Origin of the sequence: Pseudomonas sp. B21_DOA (assembly GCA_030544685.1) — a bacterium.
Classification (GTDB): Bacteria; Pseudomonadota; Gammaproteobacteria; order Pseudomonadales; family Pseudomonadaceae; genus Aquipseudomonas; species Aquipseudomonas fluorescens_AO.
The window spans coordinates 5,032,214-5,057,846 of sequence record CP086683.1 but is presented as its reverse complement, the minus strand read 5'-3'; the positions used below and the strand labels follow the sequence as shown (position 1 = coordinate 5,057,846).

The following is a 25,633-nucleotide window of genomic DNA, read 5'->3' as shown; positions in this document are numbered from 1 at the left end:
GCCGGATAGGCGCGCGGAATTGAACCCTCCGATAAGAGGGTTCATCCCGGCGCTATTGCAAGATTGTAGCCAGAGAAGTCGGCTCAGCGTTTGCCCGAGCTGTGCATGACCAGTCTGATCAGCGGCCCAAGCGTCGTGCCCAGACGCAGCAGTCGCGTCAAGCCGCCACCACTGCCGCGTTTCGAGCCTTTGCCGGTGAGGAAACCCAGCAGCGTCACCGCCGCCACGCCCCACAACGGCGCATGCTTGATGCCGAAACCGTCCTGCACGTTCTGCTTCATGCCGCGCATGCGCTGCAAGGGTTGCAGGACTTGCGCGGTTTCGTGGCGGATTTCCTGACGATGCATTTCCATGCGCAGGCGGATCAGTGCCTTGCGCATTTCCCGACGCGAGCTGTTGTGTGGAAGTTCAGGCAGGCTCATGGCAACAGGCGCTCCCGGTCGTTGGCCAACTCTTCGAGCGTGCCGTGGAAAGGTGAGGACTCATCGAAAATTGCAGCCTTGAGGCGCAGACCGCAGAAGATCGAGGCCAGCGTATAGAAAACGCACAGGCCGATGATCGCTGGCAAACGGTAGGTGTCCCAGAAAATGATCATCACCAGCGTCGACAGACCTACCAGCAACAGCAGGGCAAACACCAGCGCCAGACCGGCGAACAGCAGCAGGCTGACGGTGCGTGATTTCTGCTCCTGCAATTCGATGCCAAACAACTCGACATGGCTGTGCAGCAGGCCCAGAACGGCGGCGCCGAGACGACGCGTGGAAGAGGCGGTGCCCGCAGTCGGGCCGGATTCACCGATCGACATGATCAGCGCCGAGTGGCCAGCAGGCCGATCAGAAAGCCGACGCCGGCAGCGATGCCCACCGACTGCCATGGGTTGGCCGACACATAATCTTCAGTGGCGGTGACCGCCGCCTGACCGCGTTCGCGCAGCGTGTCTTCAGTCACTTTCAGGGTTTCCCGGGCGCGCAGCAGGCTGTCATGAATCTGGGCGCGCAGCTCATCGGCCTGATCACCCGCGAGGGTCTTGGTGTGCTCGAGCAAGCGTTCGGTGTCGGCGACCAGAGTCTGGAAGTCGTTCATCAGGATTTCTTGAGCAGTCTTTGCCTTGATGCTGGCCATTGGTGGATCTCCGTAGGTGGCTTTGAAGCGTTCGAGTATGAGCCTTGCGCGAAGGTTCAGTACAAATGCCTGGTACAACTTTTGCTGTGTCGTGGTGCGTAGCTCGGTGTGTGTGCGCTGTTGCCGGGCGTCCCGGCAAAAAATCCAATTCAGATGCTTGCGGTTCGTGATCGGACATTGATCTGTGCACCAAATCAAGTCGGCCATTGTGCAGTGGGATGACTGGCGGGGTACAACTTGGTGCAAGAAATGTCTGCATGAACCGCTTTGGTGCCTTTTCAGCCTTCAGGTCTGCCTTCTCATGGAAAATCTGCAAAGCGCTGTGGACACGCTGGTCCACAGTTCCAATACGTTGTTCATTCTGATCGGTGCAGTGATGGTACTGGCCATGCACGCCGGTTTCGCCTTTCTGGAAGTCGGGACGGTCCGGCAGAAAAACCAGGTCAACGCACTGGCGAAAATCCTCAGTGACTTCGCCGTCTCGACCCTGGCCTATTTCTTTATAGGCTATTGGATCTCCTACGGCGTCACCTTCATGCAACCGGCTGCGGCGCTGACGAACGATCATGGCTATGGACTGGTGAAGTTTTTCTTCCTGCTGACCTTCGCTGCCGCGATCCCGGCGATCATTTCCGGCGGCATTGCCGAGCGCGCGCGGTTTGTTCCGCAGTTGTGCGCGACGGCGCTGATCGTGGCGTTTATCTATCCGTTCTATGAGGGACTGATCTGGAACGGCAACTTCGGCTTGCAGGGCTGGCTGGCAGCGCAGTTTGGCGCGGCGTTCCATGATTTCGCCGGTTCGGTGGTGGTGCATGCCATGGGCGGTTGGCTGGCGCTGGCCGCTGTTCTGCTGCTCGGCCCGCGCAATGGCCGCTATCGCGATGGACGCCTGGTCGCGTTTGCGCCGTCGAGCATTCCGTTTCTGGCACTGGGCTCGTGGATCCTGATTGTCGGCTGGTTCGGCTTCAACGTGATGAGCGCGCAGACGCTGCAAGGTGTCAGTGGCCTTGTCGCGGTCAACTCGCTGATGGCCATGGTTGGCGGTACCGTCGCGGCGTTGATCGTCGGACGCAATGACCCGGGCTTTCTGCACAACGGCCCGTTGGCCGGTCTGGTGGCGATCTGCGCGGGATCCGATCTGATGCATCCAGTCGGTGCGCTGGTGACAGGCGCGGTCGCCGGAGCCTTGTTTGTCTGGTGCTTTACCGCTGCTCAAGTCAAATGGCGCATCGACGATGTGCTGGGCGTCTGGCCATTGCATGGCTTGTGTGGCGTGTGGGGCGGGATTGCCTGCGGCATCTTCGGCCAGACCGCGCTGGGTGGCCTGGGCGGCGTCAGCCTGATCAGCCAGATGATCGGCACTGCGCTCGGCGTCGCGGTGGCGCTGGTTGGCGGCTTCGTTGTTTACGGCGCGATCAAGGCATTGCATGGGCTGCGCCTGAGTCAGGAACAAGAGTATTACGGCGCCGACCTGTCGCTGCACAAGATCGGCGCGGTGAGTCAGGACTAGATTTCCTCATCATTGGCTCCGGGATAGAAACCGTGGAGCAGGCGATAGCGATCGATACGCACTTGATCGACCTTCTCCTGCACTTTGTGCGCGGGCAGGCCGAGCATGATCAGCGCATGTGAAGCGAGCATCAGGCTCGACTCCAAAAGCTCCGGCACCACCTCGGTGGCACCGGCGGCTCTGAGTTCCGCCGATTGGCTGTCGTCACGGGTGCGTACCAGAATCGGCACCTGTCGGTTGAGTCGGCGGGCTTCGCGCAGAATGCGCAACGCCACGTCGCTCTGATCCACGGCGATTACCAGCAGCCTGGCGCGCAACAGGCCAACCGCAGTAAGCAGATCGCCACGCGCCGAGTCGCCGTAGTGTACGTCGCTTTCCGCAGATGCGGCTTCCTGCACCCGCACCGGATCGTTGTCCAGCGCAACATAGGCTTGCCCCGCATTGCCCATGAAGCGGCCAATGGACTGGCCGACGCGACCGTAGCCGCAGATCACCACGTGCTGGTCGAGGTCGGCGTTGAGCGCGCTGATCTGTTCGATCTGCGCTTCCTGATTGGGCTTGCGGTGCAGCACGGCGGCGATGCGCGGCGCCGCACGCAACAGCAGTGGCGTGAGCAGCATCGAACAGAACGTCGCCGCGAGCAGCAGGGCGCCCGGTTCGGCCGGCAACAGGTTGTTCTGCTGCATCTGCGCCATCAAGGCAAAACAGAATTCGCCACCCTGGGCCAGGGCCAGGCCGCTGCGCCATGCGGTTTCGCTGTCACTGCCGCGCCACTTCACCAGCAGCGCGACCACGATGCCCTTGATCAGCATCAGGCCGAGCGTCAGGCCGATGATCAACAGGCTGTGACTGACGAACAATTGCAGGTCGATCAGCATGCCGATGCTGACGAAGAACACGCCGAGCAGAATGTCGCGAAAGGGCCGGATGTCAGCTTCGATCTGGTGCCGGTAATGGCTTTCCCCGAGCAACATGCCGGCGAGGAAAGCGCCGAGTGCAGGCGACAGCCCCAACAAGTGCGTGAGCCAGGCAGTCAGCAGCACGATCACCAGCGCCAGCAGGACGAACAGCTCCGCAGAGCGCGAGGCCGCCACCTCATGAAACAGCCGTGGCAATAACCAGCGACTGGCGAGCAGCAGGCCGAAGAACAGCACCACGGTTTTGCCCAGGGTCAACGGCAAGGCCCAATACCAGGCCTGCTCGCTGGTGCCGGCGAAGACCGGAACCAGTGTCAGCAGCAATACCGCGACAACGTCCTGAAACAGCAACACGCCGACCGCGTTCTGGCCGTGGCTGCTGAATACTTCACCAAGACTGCCCAGCTCCTTGGTCACGATCGCCGTGGATGACAGCGATAACCCTGCGCCGAGTAACAGCGCCGGCATCAGCGGCATGCCCAGGCCCATCAACAGTGTGCCGAGCAGCGCTGTGCTGATCAGCACTTGCTGACTGCCGAGGCGAAACACCACCTGACGCAGCGCAATCATCTTCGACAGGGAGAACTCCAGACCCAGCGAAAACAGCAGAAACACCACGCCCAGCTCGGCGACATCGGGCAGATGTTCGCTCTCGTTGACCCAGTCGAATGCGTTCGGCCCGACCAGTAATCCCACGCACAGGTAACCCAGCACCGGCGGCAGTCGCAGGTGCCGGAACAGGGCAATCACCACCAGGGATGAGGCGAGGATGATCAACAGATTTGCAAACACGGGACACTCCGCTGTCAGGGCGTTGGCCTCTGAAGCGTAGAGGCAAAAAGTCCGCGAGGATGACGCATTTGCAATCTGCGCTGAATGATTTGCGTCAGGATTTTGCGCCGGCAGGGTTATGTCCTTCGGGCGGCGGTGGGTCGACGAGTATTCGGGGCCGTCCTAGAATGGGCTCACTTGTTTTTCCGGTAACGCCGTTATGCCTCCAGAATGTCAGCTGTTCGGCACCCTTGGGTGCCACCTGTGTGAAGTTGCCGAAGCCGAGCTGATGCCCTTCGTCGAGCACGGTCTGCTGGTGGAACTGGTGGACATTGCCGAAGACGAATCGTGGTTCGAAAAGTACAGCTTGCGCATTCCGGTACTGCGACGCATCGACACCGGCGCGGAGCTGGACTGGCCTTTCAGTGCCGACCAGGTGGTGGCGTTTTTAGGTTGATGAGGTTGTGCCTTGATGCCTCCGCTGGTCGCGGCAACCCATCCTTGCGTTGGCACTCGCTGGCTTCTTCGGTTACTGTATGTTCATACAGCAATCGAGTCAGAGGGATGAACCGTGGTCAATGTCGAACAGTTGAAGAGCAGCGTTAACCGGATGTCGGTCGACGTGGTGCGCGAGGCGGTCCTCGAATTGCGCCTGGACGGGCTGGTCACGGAAGGCAAGACGCCATTCAACAAGCTGCATTTCAATACCTGCTTTGCCGAAATCGAAGCCCTTTTTCAACGCGCTGGTTATCACAAGCAGCTGGATGTGGTGGGTTATCAGGGGTTGCTGTATGCCTTGTACGACCCGGGGCGTTGGGAAGCGGTCGATGTGTTGCGCTGGCTGAAGGAGTTCACCGAAGCGGCGGCCCTCAAATCGATTCCAGCCTGATCAAACTGCGCTAGGTCGCTTTGCCTCACTGTTGGATAATGCCGGCCTGCATTGAGGATTTCTGTTTCGTATGACCAGCCCCGTATTTTCCGCTGCGCACAATCAGGCCAGCACCTTGTATTTGCCGCCCGGTCCCTGGCTGACGGTACTCGATTGTCTCTGCGAGCACTTCAGTGCCATCGGCCGCGAACAGTGGCTCGACCGGATTGCTCGCGGACGGGTGCTGGATGCGCAGGGCCAGCCAATTGCCCTGGACCTGCCGTACAAGGAAGGGCTGCGCATTCATTACTTTCGTGAGGTGCCGGACGAAAAGCCGATCCCGGTGCTCGAGTCGATTCTCTATGCCGATGAACACTTGGTGGTGGCCGACAAACCTCACTTTCTGCCAGTCACCCCGGCCGGGGAATATGTCGAACAAACCCTGCTGCGGCGTCTCATCCATCGGCTGGACAATCCGCATCTGGTGCCGCTGCACCGCATCGATCGGCACACCGCAGGGTTGGTGATCTTCTCGGCGAATCCGCAAACCCGTTCCGCCTATCAGTCGTTGTTCCCGACGCGGCAGATCGACAAGCGCTACGAAGCGATTGCCCCGGCGCTGCCTGAGCTAAATTTCCCGTTGGTGCACAAGAGCCGGTTAGTCGATGGCGAGCCATTCTTCCGCATGCAGGAAGGGCCTGGGGTCAGCAATACCGAAACGGCAGTGGAGGTCCGCGAGAAAAATGGCGATCTGTGGCGCTATGGCCTGTTTCCCGTGACCGGCAAGAAGCATCAGCTGCGTGTGCACATGACGGCTTTGGGCGCGAGTATCTGCAACGATCCGTTTTATCCGACCGTGTTGAAAGATGTCGTGGACGACTACGCCAATCCGTTGAAGCTGCTCGCGCAAGGGCTGCGCTTCGTGGATCCGGTGACGGGCGAGGCGCGAGAGTTCGAGAGTCAAATCACTTTGCAGTGGTGAAGCTGAACCCGTTTTTCGAGCGCCCATGAAAAAGCCCGCATGACAATGCGGGCTTTTCTGTATCCGGTATCGATCCGCAGCCTTACAGCTCTTTAACGGTACGAACCTGATCCTTGTTGATGCGGGTTTCTTTGCCGTCCAGCTGCTGGAACTCGTAGAAGCCCGAATCATCATCGTATTTCGGGGTGTCGACGGCCTGGATTTCGCGACCGTCATTCAAGGTGATCACTGTCGGTGAGGAGCAACCGGCGAGGGTTGCCAGGCCCAGTGCGAGCATGAAAGTGGCGAGGGTCCGTTGAGTCATGAGTGTGTCTCCGAATGGGAAATCTTCTGGTTACTGAGCTTGAGACGTAAACAAGGCGCGAGAGTTCCTTGGATAGTGTCAGTCTGACACAGTGTTGTGCAGATGTAACAATTCGGGGGTGTTGAGGTTGGCCAGTCGCGGGTCGTTGTCAGGGCATTGCAATGCGACGGCGTCGAGACTGCGCATCACTCGGCCGGGGCTGCGTTCGCCTGCATTCCAGGCGGCTTCGAATGCGGCCAACAGCGCCACGGGGATCACGCACAGCAGTGGTTCCCAGTGCGCGCCATGGCGCAGCATTAAAGGTTTTTCACGTTGCTGATTGGCAGTCGTCAGCATGTCCTCGAGCAAGGCCTTGTCGATTCGCGGCACATCACACGGCGACACCAGCAAATGCGCATGACGCGCCGCTTTCAGCCCTGCACGAATACCGGCCAATGGGCCCGGAAAGTCGCCCTCGTCATCCATGACCAGTTGATCGGCAAAAGCGGCATAGCGCTCGCGATTGCGGTTACACGAGATAATGAGATCGTCGGTCAGCGGTCGCACCTTGCGCTGCAAATGCGCGATCAAAGGTTCGCCCTGCCATTCGATGAGCCCCTTGTCCTGGCCGCCCATGCGCTGGCCGCGTCCACCGGCCAAAAGCAGGACGGAGCAGGGTGGCAATAGGCTGTTCAACGGCATGACGACTCTCCGGAGGGGCGGCAGAAAAATGAGCCGCTGTGATATAACACCGGGCTGTTTCCCCTACAACTGGAAGAGCCTATGAAAGCCAAGGCTGATGTACCTTTCGTGCCGCTCAATATTGCGGTGCTGACTGTCAGCGACACCCGGACGCTGGAAACCGATACTTCCGGCCAGGTCTTCGTCGATCGCTTGATCGCGGCCGGCCACGCGCTGGCCGAGCGCGTTTTGCTTAAAGATGATCTGTATAAAATTCGCGCGCAAGTCGCCAACTGGATTGCCGACGATGTGGTTCAGGTTGTGTTGATCACTGGCGGCACCGGCTTCACCGGGCGTGACAGCACACCGGAAGCGGTGGCGTGCCTGCTCGACAAACAGGTCGACGGATTCGGCGAGCTGTTCCGCCAGATATCTGTCGCCGATATCGGCACTTCCACCGTGCAGTCCCGTGCCCTGGCAGGTCTGGCCAACGGCACGCTGGTGTGCTGCCTGCCGGGTTCGACCAATGCGGTACGCACCGGCTGGGATGGCATCCTCGCAGAGCAACTGGACGCTCGTCATCGTCCGTGCAACTTCGTCACGCATCTGAAGCAGGCGGCACCTTGTGAATCCCGTGGGTAAGCCGGGCAAGAGCGGCAGTTTGCTGCCCGTCGAAACGGCGCTCGAGCGCTTGCTGGCAATGGCCGATGCTTCGCGGATTGTCGAGCGCGAGCACTTGCCGCTGGCTCAAGTCGAAGGGCGGGTGCTGGCTGAAGATCTGATCTCGACGCTGGACCTGCCGCCGTGGCCCAACAGTGCCATGGACGGCTATGCCTTGAATCTGGCTGACTGGAAGGGTGAGCCGTTGCCGGTTAGCCAAAAAGTCTTTGCCGGGCAGTCGCCGCAACCCTTGGAGCCAGGCACTTGCGCTCGCATCTTTACCGGGGCGCCGCTGCCGCCCGGCGCCGACTGTGTCGAGATGCAGGAAAACGCCGACGTTCAGGCCGACGCAAGAGTGCGCTTCCTCGAGCCTTTGAAAGCCGGACAGAACATTCGTCCGCAGGGCCAGGAAACCACGGTCGGTGAACTGGTCCTGCAGGCAGGCACCCGATTGGGACCGATCGAGCAGGGCCTGGCTGCATCATTGGGCTGCGCCGGCCTCAACGTCGTGCGCAAGCCGCGCGTGGCGGTTCTGTCCACCGGAGACGAGCTGGTTGAACCCGGTCAGGCATTGGGTCCGGGCCAGATCTACAACAGCAACCGGGTGCTTTTGTGCAGTTGGCTGCAGCGTCTGGGTTGTGAGGTCATCGATGGCGGAATCCTCCCGGACGATCTTCCCGCCACGCGGGCCCGGCTGGGCGAGCTGCAGAATGTCGATCTGATTCTGTCCACCGGCGGTGTCTCGGTCGGTGAAGCGGATTTTCTTGGCATTGCCTTGCGTGAAGAAGGCGAACTGGCCTTGTGGAAGCTGGCCATCAAACCGGGGAAACCGTTGACGTTTGGTCATTTCCGCAACGTGCCGGTGATCGGCCTGCCCGGAAATCCCGCGTCGACGCTGGTGACGTTCGCCTTGCTCACGCGCCCTTATCTGTTGCGACGCCTGGGCGTGCAAGCCGTCGAGCCGCTCAAGTTTGCAGTGCCCGCAGGCTTTGTCTGGCCGGTGGCCGGAAATCGTCGCGAGTATTTGCGCGGACGTATCGACCAAGGGCGCGCAATCATTTATCGCAACCAGAGCTCGGGGGTGTTGCGCAGCGCAGCGTGGGCCGACGGATTGGTCGAAGTCCGGGAAGGCCGCACGCTGAGCGAGGGCGATGAAGTGAGCTTCATTCCCCTCAGTGACCTGCTGGGGTAACCCGTCTTGCCCATGCACGCGTCGGCTGGTAAGCACGGCACGTGCAACAATTGATTCGGTCAGTTGCTGATGAGTGACACCAACTGGTCGAATCGGCTGTTGGCCACCCATCCCAGCAGTCCGAGGATGACAGCGGTTGCACCCGCCGAATACGCCAGACGATGTTTTATCGTCCGCACATCATTGAGTACTTCATCCATGTCGCGGCGCATGTATTTGAAGTGGGTTTCCAGTTCGCTGACGCGGGGCTCCATATCAAACTCTCCACTGGTCTTGGCGCTGTTACAGAATTCTGGTTTTTTGCTGGCACGGCTTTCGGCGAGAGCGGCGACCGGGCTCACCGGTGCCTTGGTTTCATGGTTGCGCATGGAAATACTCGCTGATCGTAGCAACTGCACGCTTGCTGGTTTTTCCATTGCTCGATTCATGGAAATGAATCGCGGGGTATCCGTTCATTACCTGCACATCCTTGTGTTGTTGGGTTGAAAGTTGATGCTGCCGGTACACGGTGACCCAAGGGGCGGCCGGGGTCAATTAAGCCGATTCCTCTTGTTTCGTAAGAAAAAATACCGCTGTGTAGGACGCCGGTTGTTGGAAGAGGAATTAATTGCCATCTCCGTGGCTTTTTTAAGGCGCACAGTGGTCAAGATGTTTCAATCGATTTCAATTCTTGGAGTGACGTTATGAGTGAACGCCGGGCACTGCTGATCCTGCATGGCAAACAGGCACTCAACGAGGATGTCCGCGCCGCCGTCGAAGCCAGGCGCGAGCAAGGCTGGGAGCTGGCTGTCCGGGTGACCTGGGAGGCCGGCGACGCCCAGCGTCTGGTCGAAGAGGCGCTGGCAGCGGGTTACACGAAAATCATTGCAGGCGGCGGCGACGGTACCTTGCGCGATATTGCCGAAGCGCTGGCGCAGCATCCGCAAAAGCCAGTCTTGTCCTGCTACCGCTGGGCACTGCCAACGATTTTTCCCGCGCCGCCGGCATTTCGCTGGAGCCGGCGCAGGCGCTGGATTTGCTCGACGTCGAGCCTTCGGATATCGATCTGGGCGAAGTGGGCGGGCAGATTTTCCTGAACATGGCGACGGGTGGATTTGGCAGTCAGGTCACCGCCAATACGTCGGAAGACCTGAAAAAAGTCTTGGGTGGCGCTGCGTACCTGTTCACCGGCCTGACCCGGTTCAGTGAGCTGCATGCCGCTTACGGTGAGTTGCAGGGGCCGGATTTTCATTGGCAGGGTGAACTGCTCGCGCTGGGAATCGGCAACGGAAGGCAGGCGGGCGGCGGCCATGTGCTGTGCCCCGAGGCGCGAGTCGACGATGGTTTGCTGGATATCAGCATTCTGCCGGCACCGCAGGAGCTGGTCGGGACGCTGAAGAATCTGCTGAGCGAGGGCTTCGGTCTCGATAGCATGTTTGTGCGGGCTCGCTTGCCGTGGGTCGAGATCAAGGTTGCCGAAGGGTTGAGCATCAATCTCGATGGCGAGCCGCTGGAAGGCGACAGTCTGCGTTTTGTCGCCAAACCTGCCGCGTTGCAGGTGCACCTGCCAAAGGACTCGCCGTTATTGGGCCAACAGCCGTCAATCAGTCATCAAGGCTGATGATCTGCTCACGCACGGCGAACAGCACCAGACCCGCCACGTCGTAGATTTGCAGGCGCTTCATGATCTGCGCGCGATGGGTTTCAACGGTCTTGACGCTCAGGCCCAGACCGTTGGCGATTTCCCGTGTGGACTTGCCTCGTACGATCAGCCTGAGGATCTCTAACTGGCGCGCCGTCAGATTGTGCGAATCGGCGATGTCCGGCTGACTTTTCTGGCTACGGGTCAGCGCCTGATTGATCACGGTATGAGCAATGGCCGGGCTGAGGTAGCGTTCGTTGTTGCGCAGGGCCTCCAGCGCGTGCTCAAGCTCAGTGGCCGTTGTGTCCTTGAGCAGATAACCATGGGCGCCGGACTCCAGCGCCTGCATGATCAGCGCCGGATCGGTGTGCATCGACAGGATCAGAACCTTGCTCTGCGGGCGCACGCGCTTGAGGCGTTGCAGCGCTTCCAGGCCACCGGTTTCTCTCATCGAGATGTCCAGCAATACGATGTCGGGGCTCAGTTGCTCGACCATTTCAAGCAATTGCGAACCATCACTGGCTTCGCCGATTACCGCGTAACCGGGAATATCCAGTACCAGAGCGCGCACGCCGGCTCTGATCAGCGAGTGGTCATCCACCAGAAGTAAGTTACAAGTCAACGCATAACCTTATTCGTACTGGCCCGTTCGAGCGACCGAGGCGCCCATGGGAAAAGTGCTTCGATTCTTGTGCCTTTGCCCGGCTCGCTTATAACACTCAGTGTGCCGCCCAACTGTTCGATACGCTCGGCCATTCCGGCCATGCCGCGTTGGCCTTCTCTGGCCGGATCGGCTGCCGGGGTGAAACCGAGACCGTCATCGCTGATCAACAAAGTCAGACCTTGCGGCAGACGCTGTACTTGAATCAACAGGTTTTTCGCCTGTGCGTGCCGCAGGATGTTGGTTACGGCTTCCTGGGCGATGCGAAACGCCGCGACGGCCATTTCCTCGGGAATGCCATTGAGTCGTTGCTGACAGTCGAGGCTCCAGTTCACCGGCGTGTTGGCGAGTGTCTTGAGCAAATGTGCACGCAGGCTGGCTTCAAGGCCCAGGCTGGTCAATTGGCGCGGATTGAGAATGGCCGAGACGTCACGCACTTTGTTCAGGGTTTCATCCAGCGTGTCGCAAAGTACCGTGCACTGCTCCTGCACTTCTTCCGGCAGGCGACGTTTGAGCCAGTCACTTTGCAGCTTGGCGGCGGTAAGCAACTGGCCGATATCGTCGTGCAATTCACGGCTGAGACGGTGGCGCTCGTTTTCCTGCACTTGCAACAGGCGGTCAGCCAGCTCTTGCGGCTGAAACTTGATCGACTTGCGCGACAAGCGATATTGCACCCAGACGCAAGCGGTGGCGGCGACGTCGAGAGCCAACAACCCCAGCGGAATGTGCGCGGAGAAAAGATAAGCCAACAGACTGCCAAGGGTCGCCAGAACACACATGACGAGTGTGAAGCGCCGGGCATTTTCCCGCGAAGGCGGCCATGTGGTGAGTGACTTGAAACTGGCGTACATAACGGATGGAGCCAATGGATGTTCGCTGCGGGCAGACCGGCCGGTGGCTGGCGGATCTCTGTGTGAAAAATACTGTCAATTATGTTACTGATTCAAATTGCATTTGTTGAGCAATCATTGACTGGCAATAACATTGCTGAGCAAAGGCTGGAGTCAGTGTGCCATTAACGGCAGGCAACTAGCCGGCGGCATAATACCACTTAACATACCGTCGGTCGCGGTTGCTATATATGTCCATTCAGTCAGGAAATATCGGTTTGTGGACGTAAGTTCCATATTGGAAAAAGCTGGAATTGTTGTATTTCGGCCGCTTTGACGGGCCGGGAAGTGTCGCTGGGTGACACAGGGAAAACCCTGATGGCGGCACTTGGAAATTAGCCGTTGGTCGGGCTGATTATTTGATCCGGGTTGTCGCTGGCAGGTATGAACTATTCAATTACGACAATATCGCGGCCTGTCTTATCAAGCCTGCCGCGCTGCTGGGGAGGGTGACAGCAAACGTTTGCTCATCGACTTCGGCTCAAATGCGTCCTGACCCATTTGCGCGGCGAACGCTTCCAGCAAAGCTGTTTGCTCGCTTTCATCAAGGCTCAGCTGTCCGGTCTTGTGATCCACCAGCTCCAGTTGCCATGCCATCAAGGTGAAACAGTCTCGTAATGCATCAAGCGCCTGGTCGTGCAGGTCGACATGATCCTGCGTCAGATTCAGCAGACTATAGATATGCAGGGAAAACTCGGAGATTGCTTCCAGTGCCAACGCTTCGGCGCGGCCTGCCAACTTCAGCAGAGTGCCGAGCATACAGTCGATGGCATCCTTGTCATTGCTGATCAATTGCAGATGGTTCAGGCATTCTTCGGACTTGGCGAGAAGCGTTTCGGCCTCGACCAGAAATTCGGGGAAGCGTTGCGCCCAGTCTTTGCGGTCGATTGGCATGTTTATCTCCACCACGTCGTGTTGGTTGACGGATGGCCGGGTGTGGCGACGATCGTGGATCGTCGGCAGATCGCGCCCGGTCGTGCAAGTACACGGGCCGAGAGGTTCCAGAGGGTGGGTTGCCACTGAATTGCGATCGCACACAATAGCCTGACTCCGTTCATGCAATGAGAATGGCGTCACAGTAATGGCTATTGGAAATGGCGAATATCAGGTTGGGCCTGATTGATCCTAGGGGAATCCCTTAGGCGCGGGAACCTAACGTGCAAACCGAGGTCGCGCCGCAATGAATCTAGCAGATGAAATCACGAATGCCAGTAAAGCATGATGTCAGTGTGACATCAATGGTCGTTTGTGGCATTTTTACTTACGGGCTTTACAGCAATCAAGATTAGCTGAATGCAGCCGATAAACCCCCATAGTGAATTCATCAGAACAAGCCCAGGAGTCATTGATGGCCGGCATTCTCGACACGGTAGACCAACGCACGCAACTGGTGGGTGAGAATCGCCTGGAAATCCTCATGTTTCGCCTGGCTGGACGCCAGTTGTTCGCGATCAACGTGTTCAAGGTTCAGGAAGTACTGCAACTGCCGAAGCTGACCCTGATGCCGCAGCGTCATCCCTTTGTTTGCGGCGTGGTCAACCTGCGCGGTCAGACATTGCCGGTGATCGACCTGTCCCAGGCAATCGGCATGCGCCCACTGGTGCCGGGCCCGAACAGCACGATCATCGTCACCGAGTACAACCGTTCGGTGCAGGCCTTCCTCGTCGGCGGCGTCGACCGCATCGTCAACATGAACTGGGAAGCCATTCTGCCGCCGCCGACCAGTGCCGGCCGCCAGCATTATCTGACCGCGATCAGCAAGGTCGACGATCAACTGGTCGAGATCATCGACGTAGAGAAAGTCCTCGCTGAAATCGTCCCTTACAACGCCAAGGTTTCACGCGAGAAACTCGACGACCCGGTACTCGAGCGCGCCCGTGGCCGCGAAGTGTTGCTGGTGGACGACTCCAACGTAGCGCTTTCGCAATTGCGCGATACCCTCGGCCAGCTCGGGGTGAAAATGCACATTGCCAGTGACGGTCTGAAAGCCTTGAACATGCTCAAGGCCTGGGCCGATACCGGCGTGCACATGACTGACAAACTGCTGATGATTTTCACCGACGCGGAAATGCCGGAAATGGATGGCTATCGCCTGACCACGGAAATCCGCAACGATCCGCGCCTGCGTGGGTTGTATGTCGTGCTGCACACCTCGTTGTCGGGCAGCTTCAACGACTCGATGGTGAAGAAGGTCGGTTGCGACAACTTCCTCTCCAAATTCCAGCCGGACAAACTGGTCGACGTGGTGCGCCAGCGTCTGATGCTCGACGCCGTGCCCGCTTGATCGCACGCCCATTGTAGGAGTGAGCCTGCTCGCGATAGCGGTGTGTCAGCCCCGAATCATTACCTGACACACCGTCTTCGCAAGCAGGCTCACTCCTACAGTTATTGCTCTTTGCTTCCTGATCGAGCTCGTATAGGGTGGCGTTTTTCCATCAAGGAAGCTGGCCATGCTGCGTCTGAGCGCGCTTTATCGTTACCCGTTGAAATCCGGCAAGGGCGAACTCCTGCAAAGCATCGAGCTGGACAAGCTGGGCCTGGCAGGCGACCGCCGCTGGATGCTGGTGGACGAGGCCAGCGGGCGCTTTCTGACCCAGCGTGCCGAAGCGAAGATGAGTCAGTTGTCGGCCTTGTGCAATGCCAGCGGCGGTCTGACCCTGAGCGCTCCGGAGCACGGCTCGATCGAAATTCCTTTGCCTGATGCAGACGCCGAGCTGCGCGGTGTGACGATCTGGCGCGACACCCTGCGGGTGCCGGACGCCGGTGATCAAGCCGCGCGTTTCGTCAGCGACTTCCTCGGCAAGCCCACGCGTCTAGTGCAAATGCCGCTCGAGCGGGCACGCACCACGCAGTCGGGTTTCGGCAAGGACGACGATAAAGTAGCGTTCGCCGACGGTTATCCATTGCTGCTGATCGGCGAAGCCTCGCGGCAGGCGCTCTCGGAAACGGTAGGGCGAGAGCTGGAGATGCTGCGTTTCCGTCCGAATCTGGTCATCGAAGGCAGCGCGCCGTACGCCGAGGACAACTGGAAGCGTCTTCGCATCGGCGACATCGAATTCCGTGTGGTCAAACCGTGCGCGCGTTGCATCATGACGACTGTTGACCCGCAAACCGGTGAGCGCAGCCCTGATCGCGAGCCGTTCGCGACGCTGCAGAAACACCGCAGCACCGCTGACGGCGCGATGTTCGGGCAGAATCTGGTCAATGACGGCAACGGCCGCCTGGAAGTCGGCATGCCGGTGGAAATTCTCGAATAGGTTGTCGCTGCAACGAAAAATGCCCGGGTCTTTTGGACGCGGGCATTTTTTGCGCTGTGAACCCGGCGGGATCAGCCGCGGTATTCGCACAGGTAAGCGGTATCGACGGCGACTTTGAGCTGGAACTTGCTGTTGGCCGGGACGTTGAACTGGCTGCCAGCGGCGAAGGTTTCCCAGTCGCTGCTGTCTGGCAGTTTGACGCTCAGCGCGCCGGACACCACGTGCATGATCTCGCGCTGACTGGTGCCGAATTCGTATTCGCCCGGGGCCATGACGCCAATGGTCGCCGGACCTTCAGCGGTGCCAAAGGCGATCGACTTGACGGTGCCGTCGAAGTACTCGTTGACTTTAAACATGGGCGGATTCCTCGAAAAGGGCTTAAAAGGGGCGGCCAGTATGCACAAGGCTTTTCGTGCCGTCACGCGTCTAAAGCGGCAGCACCAGCGGCAATAACCGTGCGGTATTGCGGGCATCTTCCAGCGCGCGATGTTGTTGGCCGTTGAACTGCATGCCCGCCAGTTGCAACGCGCCGTTGAGCCCCAGCGGTCGTTCCAGGCGGCGAGCCTTGGCGAAGCGCTGTTTGAGGTTCATGTGCGGGACTTTGCTCAGGCCACTGTCGATGTTCAGGCGCTGCCACTCTTGCAGCAACTGCTGGCGATCGTAACCGCCCCAACTGGCCCAGCCTTCAAGGCGAGCCTGATGCTGCGCCAGCCAGCGCTCAAAGGCTGGCCAGACCTCGCTCAGCGGTTGCGCCGAGTCGATGTTGGCCTGGGTGATGTGCGTCAGCTCCCGACAGAACGACGTCAGCAATGGACGGCGGGTCGGTTTGACGAAGCGCTGAAAGTGATCCTGCTCGCGCCCGGCGCGGTCGACCAGGGTCGCACCGATCTCGATAATTTCCATTTCCGTGACCGGCCAGCCACCCTCGTCTGTAGTGGCTTCCAGATCTATGACCAGCCAATGGGGCATCGCAGGGTTCCTGATTTCCGCGTTCTGATTTATCAGAGCGTAGTCAAACCCCGCGCTTGTGCCCGGGCGACTACTCGACCTGCAACAGAACCTGACGATTTTTTACCTGATCGCCGACCTTCACTTGCACCCGTTTGAGCACGCCATCGATGCCGGCCTTCAACGGATGCTCCATTTTCATTGCCTCCAGTACCACCAGCAATTGACCCTTGCTGACCGTACTGCCTTCGCTGACCAGCACATCGACAATCGCACCGTCCATCGGGGCTTTCAGGGTGCCGGAGGCGACGCTGGTCTGACTGTCGATCGGCGCATGAGTTCGATCCTCCAGGCGCAGGCTGCCCGGATGGGTGAACAGCCACAGCAGCCGATCGTGCAGACGATAGGCGTGGCGCTGGCGCAGGCCGTCGACTTCGATGGTGATTGATTGCGCGGCGTGCTCAATGATTTTCACCGCCACAGTGCTTTCGCCAGCCTGCACGACCAACTCGCCGGTTTTGCGCGCCAGCACCGACAGCGTCCAGTCCTGCTCGTCACTGCCGAGTCGATAGTGCAACGGCACGCTGGCGTTGTTGCGCCAGCCATTCAATGGGGCGCGATGGGGCAGGGCGCTGGCCTGATAGAACAACACCACGGCAATCGCCAGTTGCGCCGTTGTCGGCACATAAGTGTTTAGGCTGGCATGGCTGGAAAAATGTTCTTGGATGAAGGCGGTGCTGAAATCGCCACTGATGAATTGCGGATGTTGCAGCAGGCCTTCGAGCAAGCGCTGATTGCTCTGCACGCCAAGCAGCACGGTGTCCTGCACCGCACGCAACAGCTTGCGCCGCGCCTCTTCACGAGTGGCGCCGTGGGCGATCAGTTTGCCCAGCATCGGATCGTAGAACGGGCTGACCGACTGACCTTCAAGCAGGCCGTGATCAATCCGCACACCGTGCGCCAGCGCTGGCTGCCATGCCACAACGCGGCCGGTTTGCGGGAGAAAATCCGCAGCGGGATCTTCAGCGTAGAGGCGCACTTCCATGGCGTGACCGTCGAGGCGGATCTGCTCTTGGGTCAGCGGTAGCGGCTGGCCTTCGGCGACCAGCAACTGCCAGGCGACGAGGTCTTGCCCAGTGATCATTTCCGTTACCGGGTGTTCGACCTGCAGTCGGGTGTTCATCTCCAGGAAGTAGAACTGCCCGCGCGCGTCGAGCAGGAACTCCACGGTGCCGGCGCCGACATAATTCACCGCCCGCCCGGCCTTGAGCGCCGCCTCGCCCATGGCCTGACGCAGCTCGGCGGTCATCACCGGGCACGGTGCTTCTTCGACGACTTTCTGATGGCGGCGCTGGATCGAGCAATCGCGTTCGCCGAGATAGACCAGATGGCCGTGCTGGTCGCCGAACAGTTGCACTTCGACGTGACGCGGTTCGATCACTGCCTGCTCGAGAATCAACTCGTCGCTACCGAAACCGTTCATTGCTTCGGAGCGCGCGGTGCGCAGTTGCGCCGCCAGTTCGCTGGCCTCGTGCACCAGGCGCATGCCACGTCCACCACCACCGGCACTGGCCTTGATCATCAGCGGATAGCCGATGCGCTCGGCCTCGGCCAGCAAGGTCGCGTCGTCCTGCGCTGCGCCTTGATAGCCAGCGATACACGGCACGCCCGCGTCGAGCATGGCGATTTTCGACAGGCGTTTGCTGCCCATCAGTTCGATCGCTTCGACGCTGGGGCCGATGAAAATCAGCCCGGCTTCGGCGCAAGCGCGGGCGAAATCGGCGTTTTCCGAGAGGAAGCCGTAGCCGGGATGAATGGCATCGGCGCCGCTGCGGCAGGCGGCGTCAATGATCGCCGCAATGTTGAGGTAGGACTGCTGCACCGGTGCCGGGCCGATGTGCACGGCCTGATCGGCCATTTGTACGTGCAGCGCATCGGCATCGGCGTCGCTGAACACCGCGACGGTGCGATAGCCCAGCGCCTGGGCCGTGCGCTGGATGCGGCAGCCGATTTCACCGCGGTTGGCGATCAGGATTTTGTGGAGGGTGGGCATGGTGGGGTTCCTGAGTTTTTGACTTTGAATGTGATGGCCTCATCGCTGGCAAGCCAGCTCCCACAGGTTATTTGAGCAAATGAGAATCCGTGTGGGAGCGGGCTTGCCCGCGATGCTTTTTCAGGCCCACCCCGGTTTGCGTTTCTGCATGAATGCCATGGTTCCCTCCACACCTTCGGGGCCGGTCACCGCCGCGCTGAACCACTGCGCCGCCTCATCAAGCAAGTCACTCGACGGCTGTCCGGCACTCGCCAGCAACAATTTCTTGGTCATCGCATTCGCTTCCGGTGCGCAGCGCAGCACCTGTTGCAAGACTTCATCCAGTCGCTCGGCCAACGCTTGCGCATCCTGTTCAACGAAATGCACCAGCCCTACTCGCTGCGCCTCAGCGCCATCGAAACGCGCCGCTGTCAGCGCGAGCCGGCGGGTTTCGGTCAAGCCGATCCGTTGCACCACAAACGGTGCGATTTGCGCCGGGATCAGGCCGAGGCTGGTTTCCGGCAAACCGAACTGCGCCTGGTGATCGGCCAGGGCGATATCGCTGACGCAGGCCAGACCGAAGCCGCCGCCGAGGACGGCGCCTTGCAGCACAGTGATCAGCACTTGTGGTGTGTGTTGGGCTTGTTCCAGTAACGCACCGAACGCCCGGTTCAACTCACGGTAAGCCTCCGCCCCTGAGCCCGTGCATTGGCCATGTCCTTGATGTCGCCGCCGGCGCAAAAATGCCCGCCGGCACCGCTGAGCACCAAGGCCCGCACTGTGCGGTCATCGCGTATCGCCGCCAGCACCGCGCGCAGTTCGGCGACCATTTGCAGGCTCATCGCGTTGCGGCTGTCCGGGCGGTTGAGGGTGATGTGCAGCACGCCGCCATGCAGTTCCAGCAACAGCGTCTGGCAATCGGGCAGGCGGCTCATTTCTTTTTCCCCGGCAGGATGCCCATCAGTTTGCAGATGATGCCCAGCATGATTTCGTCGGCGCCGCCGCCAATCGACACCAGACGCACATCGCGATAGGCGCGGGCCACCGGGTTGTCCCACATGAAGCCCATGCCGCCCCAATATTGCAGGCAGCTGTCGCTGACTTCACGGCCGAGGCGTCCGGCCTTGAGCTTGGCCATCGACGCCAGTCGGGTGACGTCCTGACCTTTGATGTACTGCTCGGTGGCCTGATAGACCAGCGCGCGCAGGCATTCGATTTCGGTCTGCAATTCGGCCAGGCGGAAGTGAATCACCTGGTTGTCGATCAGCGCGTTGCCGAAGGTCTTGCGCTCCTTGCAGTACTCGATGGTGCTGTCGATGCAATATTCCAGGCCCTTGATCATGTTCGCCGCGCCGAACAGGCGTTCCTCCTGGAACTGCAGCATCTGCATCATGAACCCGGCGCCTTCGTGGCCGATGCGATTGCGCTGCGGCACGCGCACGTTGTCGAAGAACACCTGCGCGGTTTCCGAGCTGCGCATGCCGAGTTTGTCCAGGTGCGAGCTGAGGCTGATGCCCGGGGTGGTCATCGGCACCATGATCAGCGACTTGTTGATGTGCGGCTTGTCGTCCGACGTGTTGGCCAGCAGGCAGATGAAATCGGCGCTCGGCGAGTTGGTGATCCACATTTTGCTGCCGTTGATCACGTAGTCGTCGCCGTCCTTGCGCGCCGTGGTTTTCAGCCCGGCAACATCGGAGCCGGCGCCGACTTCGGAAACGCCGATGCAGCCGACCTGCTCGCCCGTGATCGCCGGCCGGAGGAACTCTTCGCGCAGTTCATCGGAGCCGAAGCGGGCGAGGGCCGGGGTGCACATGTCGGTCTGTACGCCGATCGACATCGGAATCCCGCCGCAATGAATGGTGCCGAACTCTTCGGCGGCGACAATCGAATAGCTGTAGTCGAGGCCCATGCCGCCGAATTTTTCCGGCTTGGAAATGCCCAGCAGGCCCAGCTCGCCGGCCTTGCGGAAAATCTCGTGGATCGGAAAGCGCCCGGCCTTTTCCCATTCTTCGACGTGCGGGTTGATCTCGTGCGTGACGAACTGGCGGACGGTGCGGCGCAGGGCTTCGTGTTCCGGGGTGAAGATCATTGTTGTTGTTCTCCGTAGGATCCGTGGCGGTCAGAAGCGGCTGACGCCGAAGCTGTTGGGTTGCAGCGTGCGCATGTCGGCTTCGTGGCAGATGTCCAGCAAGTAACCGAGCAGGGTGCGGGTGTCGCGCGGGTCGATCAGGCCGTCGTCCCACAGGTTGGCGCTGCCGTACAGGGCGGTGGATTGGCTGTCGAGTTTCTGCGCGGTCATCTGTTCGAGCATGTCGAGCATTTTCGGATCGGGCTCGATGCCGTCCTTCAGCTGTTTGGCCTCAGTGACGATGCGCAAGACCTTGCCGGCCTGCGCGCCACCCATCACTGCCGTTCGGCTGTTGGGCCAGGCGAAGATGAAGCGCGGATCGAGCCCGCGTCCGCACATCGCATAATTGCCGGCGCCGTAGGAACCGCCGACGACGATGGTCAGTTTAGCCACCCGTGCATTGGCCACCGCCTGGATCAGTTTCGAGCCGTGCTTGATCACGCCTTGCTGCTCCGATTCGGTGCCGACCATGAACCCCGTGGTGTTGTGGAAAAACAGCAGCGGCGTCTGGCTCTGGTCGCACAGCTGGATGAACTGCGCCGCCTTGCTCGCACCTTGCGGGGTGATCGGGCCGTTGTTGCCGATGAAGCCGCAGGCGCGGCCCTGGATTTTCAGTTGGCCGCAAAGGGTTTGCTGATCGAACTCGCCTTTGAATTCGAGAAAGTCCGACTCATCGGCGATCCTCGCGATGATTTCGCGCACGTCGTAGGGCTTTTTCGCATCGTCGGGGATCAGCCCCAGCAGTTCGTCGATGGGGTAGAGCGGTTCCTTGTATTGCGGCTCCGGCAGCCAGGGCAGCTGTTCGTTCCACGGCAGCATGCGCATGATGTCGCGGACCTGACGGATGCCGTCAGCATCGTTTTCAGCGAGGTATTCAGCGGTGCCGGCGACCTGCGCGTGCATTTCGGCGCCACCGAGTTCTTCATCGGTGGCCACTTCGCCGGTCGCCGCTTTGAGCAATGGCGGGCCGGCGAGAAACAGCTTGGCCTTGCCGCGCACCACCACCACGTAATCCGACAAGCCCGGTTGATAGGCGCCGCCGGCCGTGGCCGAGCCGTGCACCACGGTGATCTGCGGCAAACCCATCGCTGACATGCGCGCCTGGTTGGCGAAACTGCGCGCGCCTTCGACAAAAATCTCCGCCGCGTAGTTGAGGTTGGCGCCGCCGCTTTCGGCGAGGGTGATCATCGGCAGTTTGTTTTCCCGGGCGATCTGTTGCAGGCGCAGGGATTTTTTCAGGCCGCTCGGCGAGATCGTGCCGCCCTTGATTGCGCTGTTGTTGGCGACCACCATCGCGCGGATGCCGCAGACATAACCGATGCCGGCAATCAGCCCGCCACCGGCCGAACTGCCGTCCTTGTCGTCATGCAACTTGTATCCTGCGAGGCTGGCCAGTTCGAGAAACGGCGCGCCGGGGTCGAGCAACAGGTTCAAGCGCTCGCGGGGCAACAGTTGCCCTCGTTTGCTGAATTTTTCTTTGGCTTCGGCGGCCTTGTTCAGCAGGTGCTGTTCGAGCTGCTGCACCTGCTCGATGGCGGCGAGCATGGCCGCGCGGTTGCGCGCGAACGCTTCGCTGTGCGGATCGAGTTGCGACTGAATCTGCGCCATGGCTTATTCCTTGTCCTTGAGCACGTCGGGACGCAACACTTCTGGTAAATACGCGCGGTGGAAACCGTTGAACGATTCGCTGTGGCTGGCCTTGTGCAGCGGCCAGGCGCGACTGCCGAGGCTGGCGGCGCCGTCGATTTTCACCGTGGTGCCGCTGATGAACGCTGCCGCCGGGCTGAGCAGAAACACGATCGCCGCACTGACTTCCGATTCGGTGCCGATACGCTTGAGCGGCACATGCTCGCGCAGGGTCGGAATCACCGCTTTGAATGCGCCCTCGTAAGTGTCCATGCCGCTGGAGGCGATCCAGCCCGGCGCCACGGCGTTGACCCGGACCCCGGCGTAACCCCACTCGAACGCAGCAGTCTTGGTGAAGTTGTCCATGCCTGAACGCGCGGCGCCCGAGTGGCCCATGCCGGGCATGCCGCCCCACATGTCGGCAAGCATGTTGACGATGCTGCCGCCGTGTTTGCTCATCGACTGGTTGAACACTTCCCGGGCCATCAGAAACCCGCCGACCAGATTGGTCCGCAGCACGGTTTCGAAGCCCTTCTGATTGATCGAGGCCAAGGGCGACGGGTATTGGCCGCCGGCATTGTTGACCAGGCCGTGGATCGGCCCGTGTTCGGCGATCAGCTCTTTGACCAGTTGCTTGACCGCCTCTTCATCGCGGATATCGCAGGCCTTCCAGTGCGCGCGGCCGCCGTCCTCGGCGATTTCGGCGGCGACCTTTTCGAGTTTTTCCGGCTTGCGCCCGACCAGCAGCACATTGGCGCCAAGGGCCGCCAGTTCATGGGCGGTGCAGCGACCGATGCCGCTGCCGCCACCGGTGACAATCATGTTCTGGCCGCTGAACAGATCGGCGCGAAAAATCGACGCGTAAGCCATGCACACCATCCTCTAGTCGAGCTGTTCGGCGATGCTCTGCGGCACCGGAATCTGGATTTCCAATAGTTGTTGAGCGAAGGCCTTGCCCTGCGGATCGATGCGCAGACTGGCGACACCGCCACCGCCGAGGGCGTTTTCCAAGAGAAAGTTGAGGCTGTGGCTGCCGGGCAGATACCAGCGTTCGACACGCCCGAGAAGTGGATCGAGGACGTGACGCATCCAGTCGACCACCACCGAAGTGGTCAGCGCTTCGGCGATCCACGGCAGGTAATCGGGATGGCGCGGCATCACGCCGATGTTGCTGTGGTTGCCCTTGTCGCCGGAGCGCGCCACCGCCAGTTTCACCAGCGGCACACTGGCATCGGCGCGGCCCTGGGGTTTGGGTGGCTGATGGGCGATCGGCAAATCTGCGCTGTCGAGGGCCACCGGGTCGGGCAGGGCGCACGGATGGCGCTCACCGGCCATGTCGATTTGCAGCGTGCAGGCATTTTTATCTACGAGAAATGAGAACAGGCGGATGACTGGGTACACGGTCGGACGTCCGCCGACAATGCCGGTCAAACCCGGCGCCATACCGGTCGCGGCCTGGGCGATCTCTTTGGAAAACAGCACCAGCGCGCGTTTGTCAGGATGGCGCACGGCGATCTTGATCACCACTTCACGGCTGTCGCGGCGCTGGCCGTGGGGGCCATAGGTGGCTTCGCTGCCGAGCAGTTCGACATGGGTTTCGCTGTAGGGCGACCAGCCGCGCAGGCTGAACATCTCGGCGGTCTTGTCGATGATCGCCTGACTGACCCGCCGCGCCTTGTCCACCGCGTCGATGCCGGCCATCAGGCAACTGGCGGTGCAGCGAAAACCGTCCGGGTACGTGGCGCTGACCTTGTATTTATCGCTGGGCGGCAGGCCTTTGGCACCGTGCACCTGCACGATATTTTTGCCCTGTTGCTGAAGTTTGACCTGAGTGAAATCGCAGATCACATCGGGTAACAGATAGGCCTGCGGATCGCCGATTTCGTAGAGCATCTGCTCGCCGACGGTCAGCGGCGTAACCAGGCCGCCGGAGCCTTCGGGTTTGCTGACGAGGAACTGGCCATCGGCGCTGACCTCGACGATCGGAAAACCGATGTGCTCGTAATCCGGCACCTCGCGCCAGTCGGTGAAATTACCGCCGGTGCACTGCGCGCCGCACTCGATGATGTGCCCGGCCAGCGCGGCCTGAGCGAGTTTGTCGTAGTCGTGCCACGACCAACCGAACTCGTGCACCAGCGCCGCGCTGACCACGGCGCTGTCGACCACCCGGCCGGTGATGACAATGTCGGCACCCAGGCGCAAAGCTTCGACAATCCCCGGCGCGCCGAGGTAGGCGTTGGTCGACACGCACATGCGCGGAAGTGGCGCGCCGCTGAACATTTCGCGGATGTCGGCGGGGTTTTTGAGCTGTCCTTGCAAGTCGTCGCCGAGCAACACGGCAATCTTCAGCTGGACTCCAGCCTGGTCACAGGCCGCTTGCAGGGCCGCCGCGCAAGCCTGCGGATTGACCCCGCCGGCATTGCTGATCACGCGGATGTTCTGTTCGGCCAGTTGCGTCAGCAGCGGCGCCAGCACTTCAACGAAGTCACCCGCGAACCCGGCCTGCGGGTCTTTCAGGCGCGCGCCGGCCATCAGCGACATGGTGATCTCGGCCAGATAATCGAACACCAGATAATCCAGGTTTCCGCCGCAGACAAGCTGGGCGGCAGCAGTGCAGGTGTCGCCCCAAAAGCACTGGCGCAGCCGATTCGCACGGTGGTTGGCATTTTTATCTCCGACTCAGGGACCTGCGACAGAAGTGTCTGGAGGCTACCAAGCAAGCGCTTGGTTTGTAAACAGGCGAAACATTCTTCTGCCCAAGCGCTTGCTTGGTGCCCGCGCGCGGCTTAAATTGCGCGCAACCCTGCGGTTACAGGGGGCAACACACTGATCGACTGTAGGAGAGAACGGGTGGACGAGCAAAAAGCCCTGCGGGTCATGCGCGAACTGGTCGAGCAAGGCCAGTTGACCGACCCGGACAGCGCCCGTGGCAAATTGCTGCAAGTGGCGGCTCACCTGTTTCGCAACAAAGGCTACGAGCGCACCACGGTGCGTGATCTGGCCAGCGCTGTGGGCATTCAGTCGGGCAGTATTTTTCATCACTTCAAAAGCAAGGATGAAATCCTTCGCGCAGTGATGGAGGAGACCATCCGCTACAACACCGCGTTGATGCGCGCAGCCCTGGCCGAGGCAAGCGACGTGCGCGACAAGGTGCTGGCGCTGATTCGTTGCGAGTTGCAGTCGATCATGGGCGGCAGCGGCGAAGCGATGGCGGTGCTGGTGTACGAATGGCGCTCATTGTCCGAAGACGGCCAGGCTAAAGTCCTTGCGTTGCGTGACGTTTATGAAGACATCTGGCTGCAGGTTCTGGGCGAGGCCAAGGACGCCGGCTACATTCGCGGCGACGTTTTTATTACCCGACGTTTCCTCACCGGCGCACTGTCCTGGACCACCACCTGGTTCCGTGCCGGCGGCAGTTTGAGCCTCGATCAACTCGCCGATGAAGCGCTGATTCTGGTCCTCGAAGCACGTTGAATGGCCGTCT

General features: G+C 60.5%; 26 protein-coding genes and 3 pseudogenes. 10 read left to right on the top strand and 19 right to left on the bottom strand.

Going from position 1 to position 25,633, the window contains the following annotated elements; translation table 11 throughout:
- Positions 1-83: 83 nt before the first annotated feature.
- From LJU32_23340 to LJU32_23330, 3 genes are read right to left on the bottom strand one after another with little or no spacing between them, the layout of a single operon-like run.
- Positions 84-422, bottom strand: a complete 339-nt coding sequence (locus LJU32_23340; protein WKV88355.1) for a hypothetical protein — start codon at positions 420-422, stop codon at positions 84-86.
- The gene (locus LJU32_23335; GenBank protein ID WKV88354.1) at positions 419-805 is read right to left on the bottom strand and encodes a phage holin family protein; all 387 of its coding nucleotides are present in this window, start codon (positions 803-805) and stop codon (positions 419-421) included. The genes LJU32_23340 and LJU32_23335 overlap by 4 nt, the downstream gene beginning before the upstream one ends.
- 2 nt (positions 806-807) lie before the next feature.
- Positions 808-1,122, bottom strand: a complete 315-nt coding sequence (locus LJU32_23330; protein WKV88353.1) for a YqjD family protein — start codon at positions 1,120-1,122, stop codon at positions 808-810.
- Positions 1,123-1,423: 301 nt separating this feature from the next.
- Between LJU32_23330 and LJU32_23325 the strand changes: the two genes are divergently transcribed.
- Positions 1,424-2,632 carry an ammonium transporter gene (locus LJU32_23325; protein ID WKV88352.1) on the top strand — a complete coding sequence of 403 codons (1,209 nt, stop codon included), beginning with the start codon at positions 1,424-1,426 and terminating at the stop codon, positions 2,630-2,632.
- Here the strand turns inward: LJU32_23325 and LJU32_23320 are convergent.
- The gene (locus LJU32_23320) at positions 2,629-4,341 is read right to left on the bottom strand and encodes a monovalent cation:proton antiporter-2 (CPA2) family protein (GenBank protein ID WKV88351.1); all 1,713 of its coding nucleotides are present in this window, start codon (positions 4,339-4,341) and stop codon (positions 2,629-2,631) included. The genes LJU32_23325 and LJU32_23320 overlap by 4 nt on opposite strands.
- Before the next feature lie 199 nt (positions 4,342-4,540).
- Here LJU32_23320 and LJU32_23315 point away from each other — a divergent pair, with 199 nt between their 5' ends.
- The 3 genes from LJU32_23315 to LJU32_23305 all read left to right on the top strand — a co-directional run bounded on the left by LJU32_23315 (position 4,541) and on the right by LJU32_23305 (position 6,170).
- Positions 4,541-4,777, top strand: a complete 237-nt coding sequence (locus tag LJU32_23315; protein WKV88350.1) for a glutaredoxin family protein — start codon at positions 4,541-4,543, stop codon at positions 4,775-4,777.
- Between the two features lie 114 nt (positions 4,778-4,891).
- A complete protein-coding gene (locus LJU32_23310; protein WKV88349.1) occupies positions 4,892-5,209 on the top strand; it encodes a transcriptional regulator in 318 nt (105 codons plus the stop codon).
- 70 nt (positions 5,210-5,279) lie between these two features.
- Entirely contained in the window at positions 5,280-6,170 is an 891-nt protein-coding gene (locus tag LJU32_23305) for a pseudouridine synthase (GenBank protein ID WKV88348.1), read from the top strand.
- Between the two features lie 82 nt (positions 6,171-6,252).
- Here LJU32_23305 and LJU32_23300 read toward each other — a convergent pair whose 3' ends face one another.
- Positions 6,253-6,474 (bottom strand): YgdI/YgdR family lipoprotein, encoded by a 222-nt coding sequence (locus tag LJU32_23300; GenBank protein ID WKV88347.1) that lies wholly within the window; start codon positions 6,472-6,474, stop codon positions 6,253-6,255.
- A 78-nt stretch (positions 6,475-6,552) separates the two neighbouring features.
- Complete coding sequence (mobA, locus tag LJU32_23295; GenBank protein ID WKV88346.1) at positions 6,553-7,155, bottom strand: molybdenum cofactor guanylyltransferase MobA; 603 nt, start codon at positions 7,153-7,155, stop codon at positions 6,553-6,555.
- A gap of 81 nt (positions 7,156-7,236) precedes the next feature.
- Here mobA and moaB point away from each other — a divergent pair, with 81 nt between their 5' ends.
- The gene (moaB, locus tag LJU32_23290) at positions 7,237-7,776 is read left to right on the top strand and encodes a molybdenum cofactor biosynthesis protein B (GenBank protein ID WKV88345.1); all 540 of its coding nucleotides are present in this window, start codon (positions 7,237-7,239) and stop codon (positions 7,774-7,776) included.
- On the top strand, positions 7,760-8,986 hold the full coding sequence (locus tag LJU32_23285) for a molybdopterin molybdotransferase MoeA (protein ID WKV88344.1): 1,227 nt from the start codon (positions 7,760-7,762) through the stop codon (positions 8,984-8,986). The genes moaB and LJU32_23285 overlap by 17 nt, the downstream gene beginning before the upstream one ends.
- A 59-nt stretch (positions 8,987-9,045) precedes the next feature.
- On the opposite strand, the gene LJU32_23280 is transcribed toward LJU32_23285, so the two are convergent.
- Together LJU32_23280 and LJU32_23275 are read right to left on the bottom strand one after the other, a co-directional pair.
- Positions 9,046-9,354 carry a hypothetical protein gene (locus LJU32_23280; GenBank protein WKV88343.1) on the bottom strand — a complete coding sequence of 103 codons (309 nt, stop codon included), beginning with the start codon at positions 9,352-9,354 and terminating at the stop codon, positions 9,046-9,048.
- The gene (locus LJU32_23275; GenBank protein WKV88342.1) at positions 9,341-9,520 is read right to left on the bottom strand and encodes a hypothetical protein; all 180 of its coding nucleotides are present in this window, start codon (positions 9,518-9,520) and stop codon (positions 9,341-9,343) included. The genes LJU32_23280 and LJU32_23275 overlap by 14 nt, the downstream gene beginning before the upstream one ends.
- 149 nt (positions 9,521-9,669) lie before the next feature.
- Here LJU32_23275 and yegS point away from each other — a divergent pair.
- Positions 9,670-10,586, top strand: a pseudogene (gene yegS, locus LJU32_23270) (lipid kinase YegS).
- Here the strand turns inward: yegS and LJU32_23265 are convergent.
- The 3 genes from LJU32_23265 to LJU32_23255 form a co-directional block, all read right to left on the bottom strand.
- On the bottom strand, positions 10,570-11,229 hold the full coding sequence (locus LJU32_23265; GenBank protein ID WKV88341.1) for a response regulator transcription factor: 660 nt from the start codon (positions 11,227-11,229) through the stop codon (positions 10,570-10,572). The pseudogene yegS and the gene LJU32_23265 sit on opposite strands and share 17 nt — an antisense overlap.
- Positions 11,226-12,119 carry a sensor histidine kinase gene (locus tag LJU32_23260; GenBank protein WKV91182.1) on the bottom strand — a complete coding sequence of 298 codons (894 nt, stop codon included), beginning with the start codon at positions 12,117-12,119 and terminating at the stop codon, positions 11,226-11,228. The genes LJU32_23265 and LJU32_23260 overlap by 4 nt, the downstream gene beginning before the upstream one ends.
- 462 nt (positions 12,120-12,581) lie before the next feature.
- A complete protein-coding gene (locus LJU32_23255; GenBank protein WKV91181.1) occupies positions 12,582-13,052 on the bottom strand; it encodes a hypothetical protein in 471 nt (156 codons plus the stop codon).
- Positions 13,053-13,506: 454 nt separating this feature from the next.
- On the opposite strand from LJU32_23255, the gene LJU32_23250 reads away from it, so the two are divergent.
- Positions 13,507-14,442 carry a chemotaxis protein CheV gene (locus LJU32_23250; protein WKV88340.1) on the top strand — a complete coding sequence of 312 codons (936 nt, stop codon included), beginning with the start codon at positions 13,507-13,509 and terminating at the stop codon, positions 14,440-14,442.
- A 166-nt stretch (positions 14,443-14,608) separates the two neighbouring features.
- The gene (locus tag LJU32_23245; protein WKV88339.1) at positions 14,609-15,415 is read left to right on the top strand and encodes an MOSC domain-containing protein; all 807 of its coding nucleotides are present in this window, start codon (positions 14,609-14,611) and stop codon (positions 15,413-15,415) included.
- A 71-nt stretch (positions 15,416-15,486) separates the two neighbouring features.
- Here the strand turns inward: LJU32_23245 and LJU32_23240 are convergent, their stop codons facing one another.
- The 8 genes and pseudogenes from LJU32_23240 to LJU32_23205 all read right to left on the bottom strand — a co-directional run bounded on the left by LJU32_23240 (position 15,487) and on the right by LJU32_23205 (position 24,815).
- Positions 15,487-15,771, bottom strand: a complete 285-nt coding sequence (locus tag LJU32_23240) for a pyrimidine/purine nucleoside phosphorylase (protein ID WKV88338.1) — start codon at positions 15,769-15,771, stop codon at positions 15,487-15,489.
- A gap of 70 nt (positions 15,772-15,841) precedes the next feature.
- On the bottom strand, positions 15,842-16,384 hold the full coding sequence (locus tag LJU32_23235) for a 3'-5' exoribonuclease (protein WKV88337.1): 543 nt from the start codon (positions 16,382-16,384) through the stop codon (positions 15,842-15,844).
- 70 nt (positions 16,385-16,454) lie between these two features.
- Positions 16,455-18,416, bottom strand: a complete 1,962-nt coding sequence (locus tag LJU32_23230; protein WKV88336.1) for an acetyl/propionyl/methylcrotonyl-CoA carboxylase subunit alpha — start codon at positions 18,414-18,416, stop codon at positions 16,455-16,457.
- Positions 18,417-18,536: 120 nt separating this feature from the next.
- A pseudogene (locus tag LJU32_23225) lies at positions 18,537-19,330 on the bottom strand (enoyl-CoA hydratase-related protein).
- Positions 19,327-20,484, bottom strand: coding sequence for a citronellyl-CoA dehydrogenase (gene atuD, locus LJU32_23220; protein WKV88335.1), 1,158 nt, complete (start codon positions 20,482-20,484; stop codon positions 19,327-19,329). Before atuD ends, LJU32_23225 begins: the two are co-directional and overlap by 4 nt.
- 30 nt (positions 20,485-20,514) lie before the next feature.
- A complete protein-coding gene (locus LJU32_23215; GenBank protein ID WKV88334.1) occupies positions 20,515-22,131 on the bottom strand; it encodes an acyl-CoA carboxylase subunit beta in 1,617 nt (538 codons plus the stop codon).
- 3 nt (positions 22,132-22,134) lie between these two features.
- Positions 22,135-23,019 (bottom strand): SDR family oxidoreductase, encoded by an 885-nt coding sequence (locus tag LJU32_23210; GenBank protein WKV88333.1) that lies wholly within the window; start codon positions 23,017-23,019, stop codon positions 22,135-22,137.
- 12 nt (positions 23,020-23,031) lie between these two features.
- Positions 23,032-24,815 (bottom strand): annotated as a pseudogene (locus tag LJU32_23205) (DUF1446 domain-containing protein).
- 184 nt (positions 24,816-24,999) lie between these two features.
- Here LJU32_23205 and LJU32_23200 point away from each other — a divergent pair.
- A complete protein-coding gene (locus tag LJU32_23200; GenBank protein WKV88332.1) occupies positions 25,000-25,623 on the top strand; it encodes a TetR/AcrR family transcriptional regulator in 624 nt (207 codons plus the stop codon).
- Positions 25,624-25,633: the final 10 nt, after the last annotated feature.

Bases quoted from the DNA above. Each gene is read 5' to 3' on its own strand.
- LJU32_23335 (WKV88354.1), bottom strand. From the start codon at position 805: ATGTCGATCGGTGAATCCGGCCCGACTGCGGGCACCGCCTCTTCCACG.
- LJU32_23230 (WKV88336.1), bottom strand. From the start codon at position 18,416: ATGCCCACCCTCCACAAAATCCTGATCGCCAACCGCGGTGAAATCGGC.
- LJU32_23255 (WKV91181.1), bottom strand. From the start codon at position 13,052: ATGCCAATCGACCGCAAAGACTGGGCGCAACGCTTCCCCGAATTTCTG.
- LJU32_23325 (WKV88352.1), top strand. From the start codon at position 1,424: ATGGAAAATCTGCAAAGCGCTGTGGACACGCTGGTCCACAGTTCCAAT.
- LJU32_23235 (WKV88337.1), bottom strand. From the start codon at position 16,384: ATGCCCCATTGGCTGGTCATAGATCTGGAAGCCACTACAGACGAGGGT.
- moaB (WKV88345.1), top strand. From the start codon at position 7,237: ATGAAAGCCAAGGCTGATGTACCTTTCGTGCCGCTCAATATTGCGGTG.
- LJU32_23245 (WKV88339.1), top strand. From the start codon at position 14,609: ATGCTGCGTCTGAGCGCGCTTTATCGTTACCCGTTGAAATCCGGCAAG.
- LJU32_23280 (WKV88343.1), bottom strand. From the start codon at position 9,354: ATGCGCAACCATGAAACCAAGGCACCGGTGAGCCCGGTCGCCGCTCTC.
- LJU32_23340 (WKV88355.1), bottom strand. From the start codon at position 422: ATGAGCCTGCCTGAACTTCCACACAACAGCTCGCGTCGGGAAATGCGC.
- LJU32_23240 (WKV88338.1), bottom strand. From the start codon at position 15,771: ATGTTTAAAGTCAACGAGTACTTCGACGGCACCGTCAAGTCGATCGCC.
- LJU32_23215 (WKV88334.1), bottom strand. From the start codon at position 22,131: ATGGCGCAGATTCAGTCGCAACTCGATCCGCACAGCGAAGCGTTCGCG.
- LJU32_23315 (WKV88350.1), top strand. From the start codon at position 4,541: ATGCCTCCAGAATGTCAGCTGTTCGGCACCCTTGGGTGCCACCTGTGT.
- LJU32_23305 (WKV88348.1), top strand. From the start codon at position 5,280: ATGACCAGCCCCGTATTTTCCGCTGCGCACAATCAGGCCAGCACCTTG.
- LJU32_23300 (WKV88347.1), bottom strand. From the start codon at position 6,474: ATGACTCAACGGACCCTCGCCACTTTCATGCTCGCACTGGGCCTGGCA.
- LJU32_23210 (WKV88333.1), bottom strand. From the start codon at position 23,019: ATGGCTTACGCGTCGATTTTTCGCGCCGATCTGTTCAGCGGCCAGAAC.
- mobA (WKV88346.1), bottom strand. From the start codon at position 7,155: ATGCCGTTGAACAGCCTATTGCCACCCTGCTCCGTCCTGCTTTTGGCC.
- LJU32_23260 (WKV91182.1), bottom strand. From the start codon at position 12,119: ATGTACGCCAGTTTCAAGTCACTCACCACATGGCCGCCTTCGCGGGAA.
- LJU32_23330 (WKV88353.1), bottom strand. From the start codon at position 1,122: ATGGCCAGCATCAAGGCAAAGACTGCTCAAGAAATCCTGATGAACGAC.
- LJU32_23250 (WKV88340.1), top strand. From the start codon at position 13,507: ATGGCCGGCATTCTCGACACGGTAGACCAACGCACGCAACTGGTGGGT.
- atuD (WKV88335.1), bottom strand. From the start codon at position 20,484: ATGATCTTCACCCCGGAACACGAAGCCCTGCGCCGCACCGTCCGCCAG.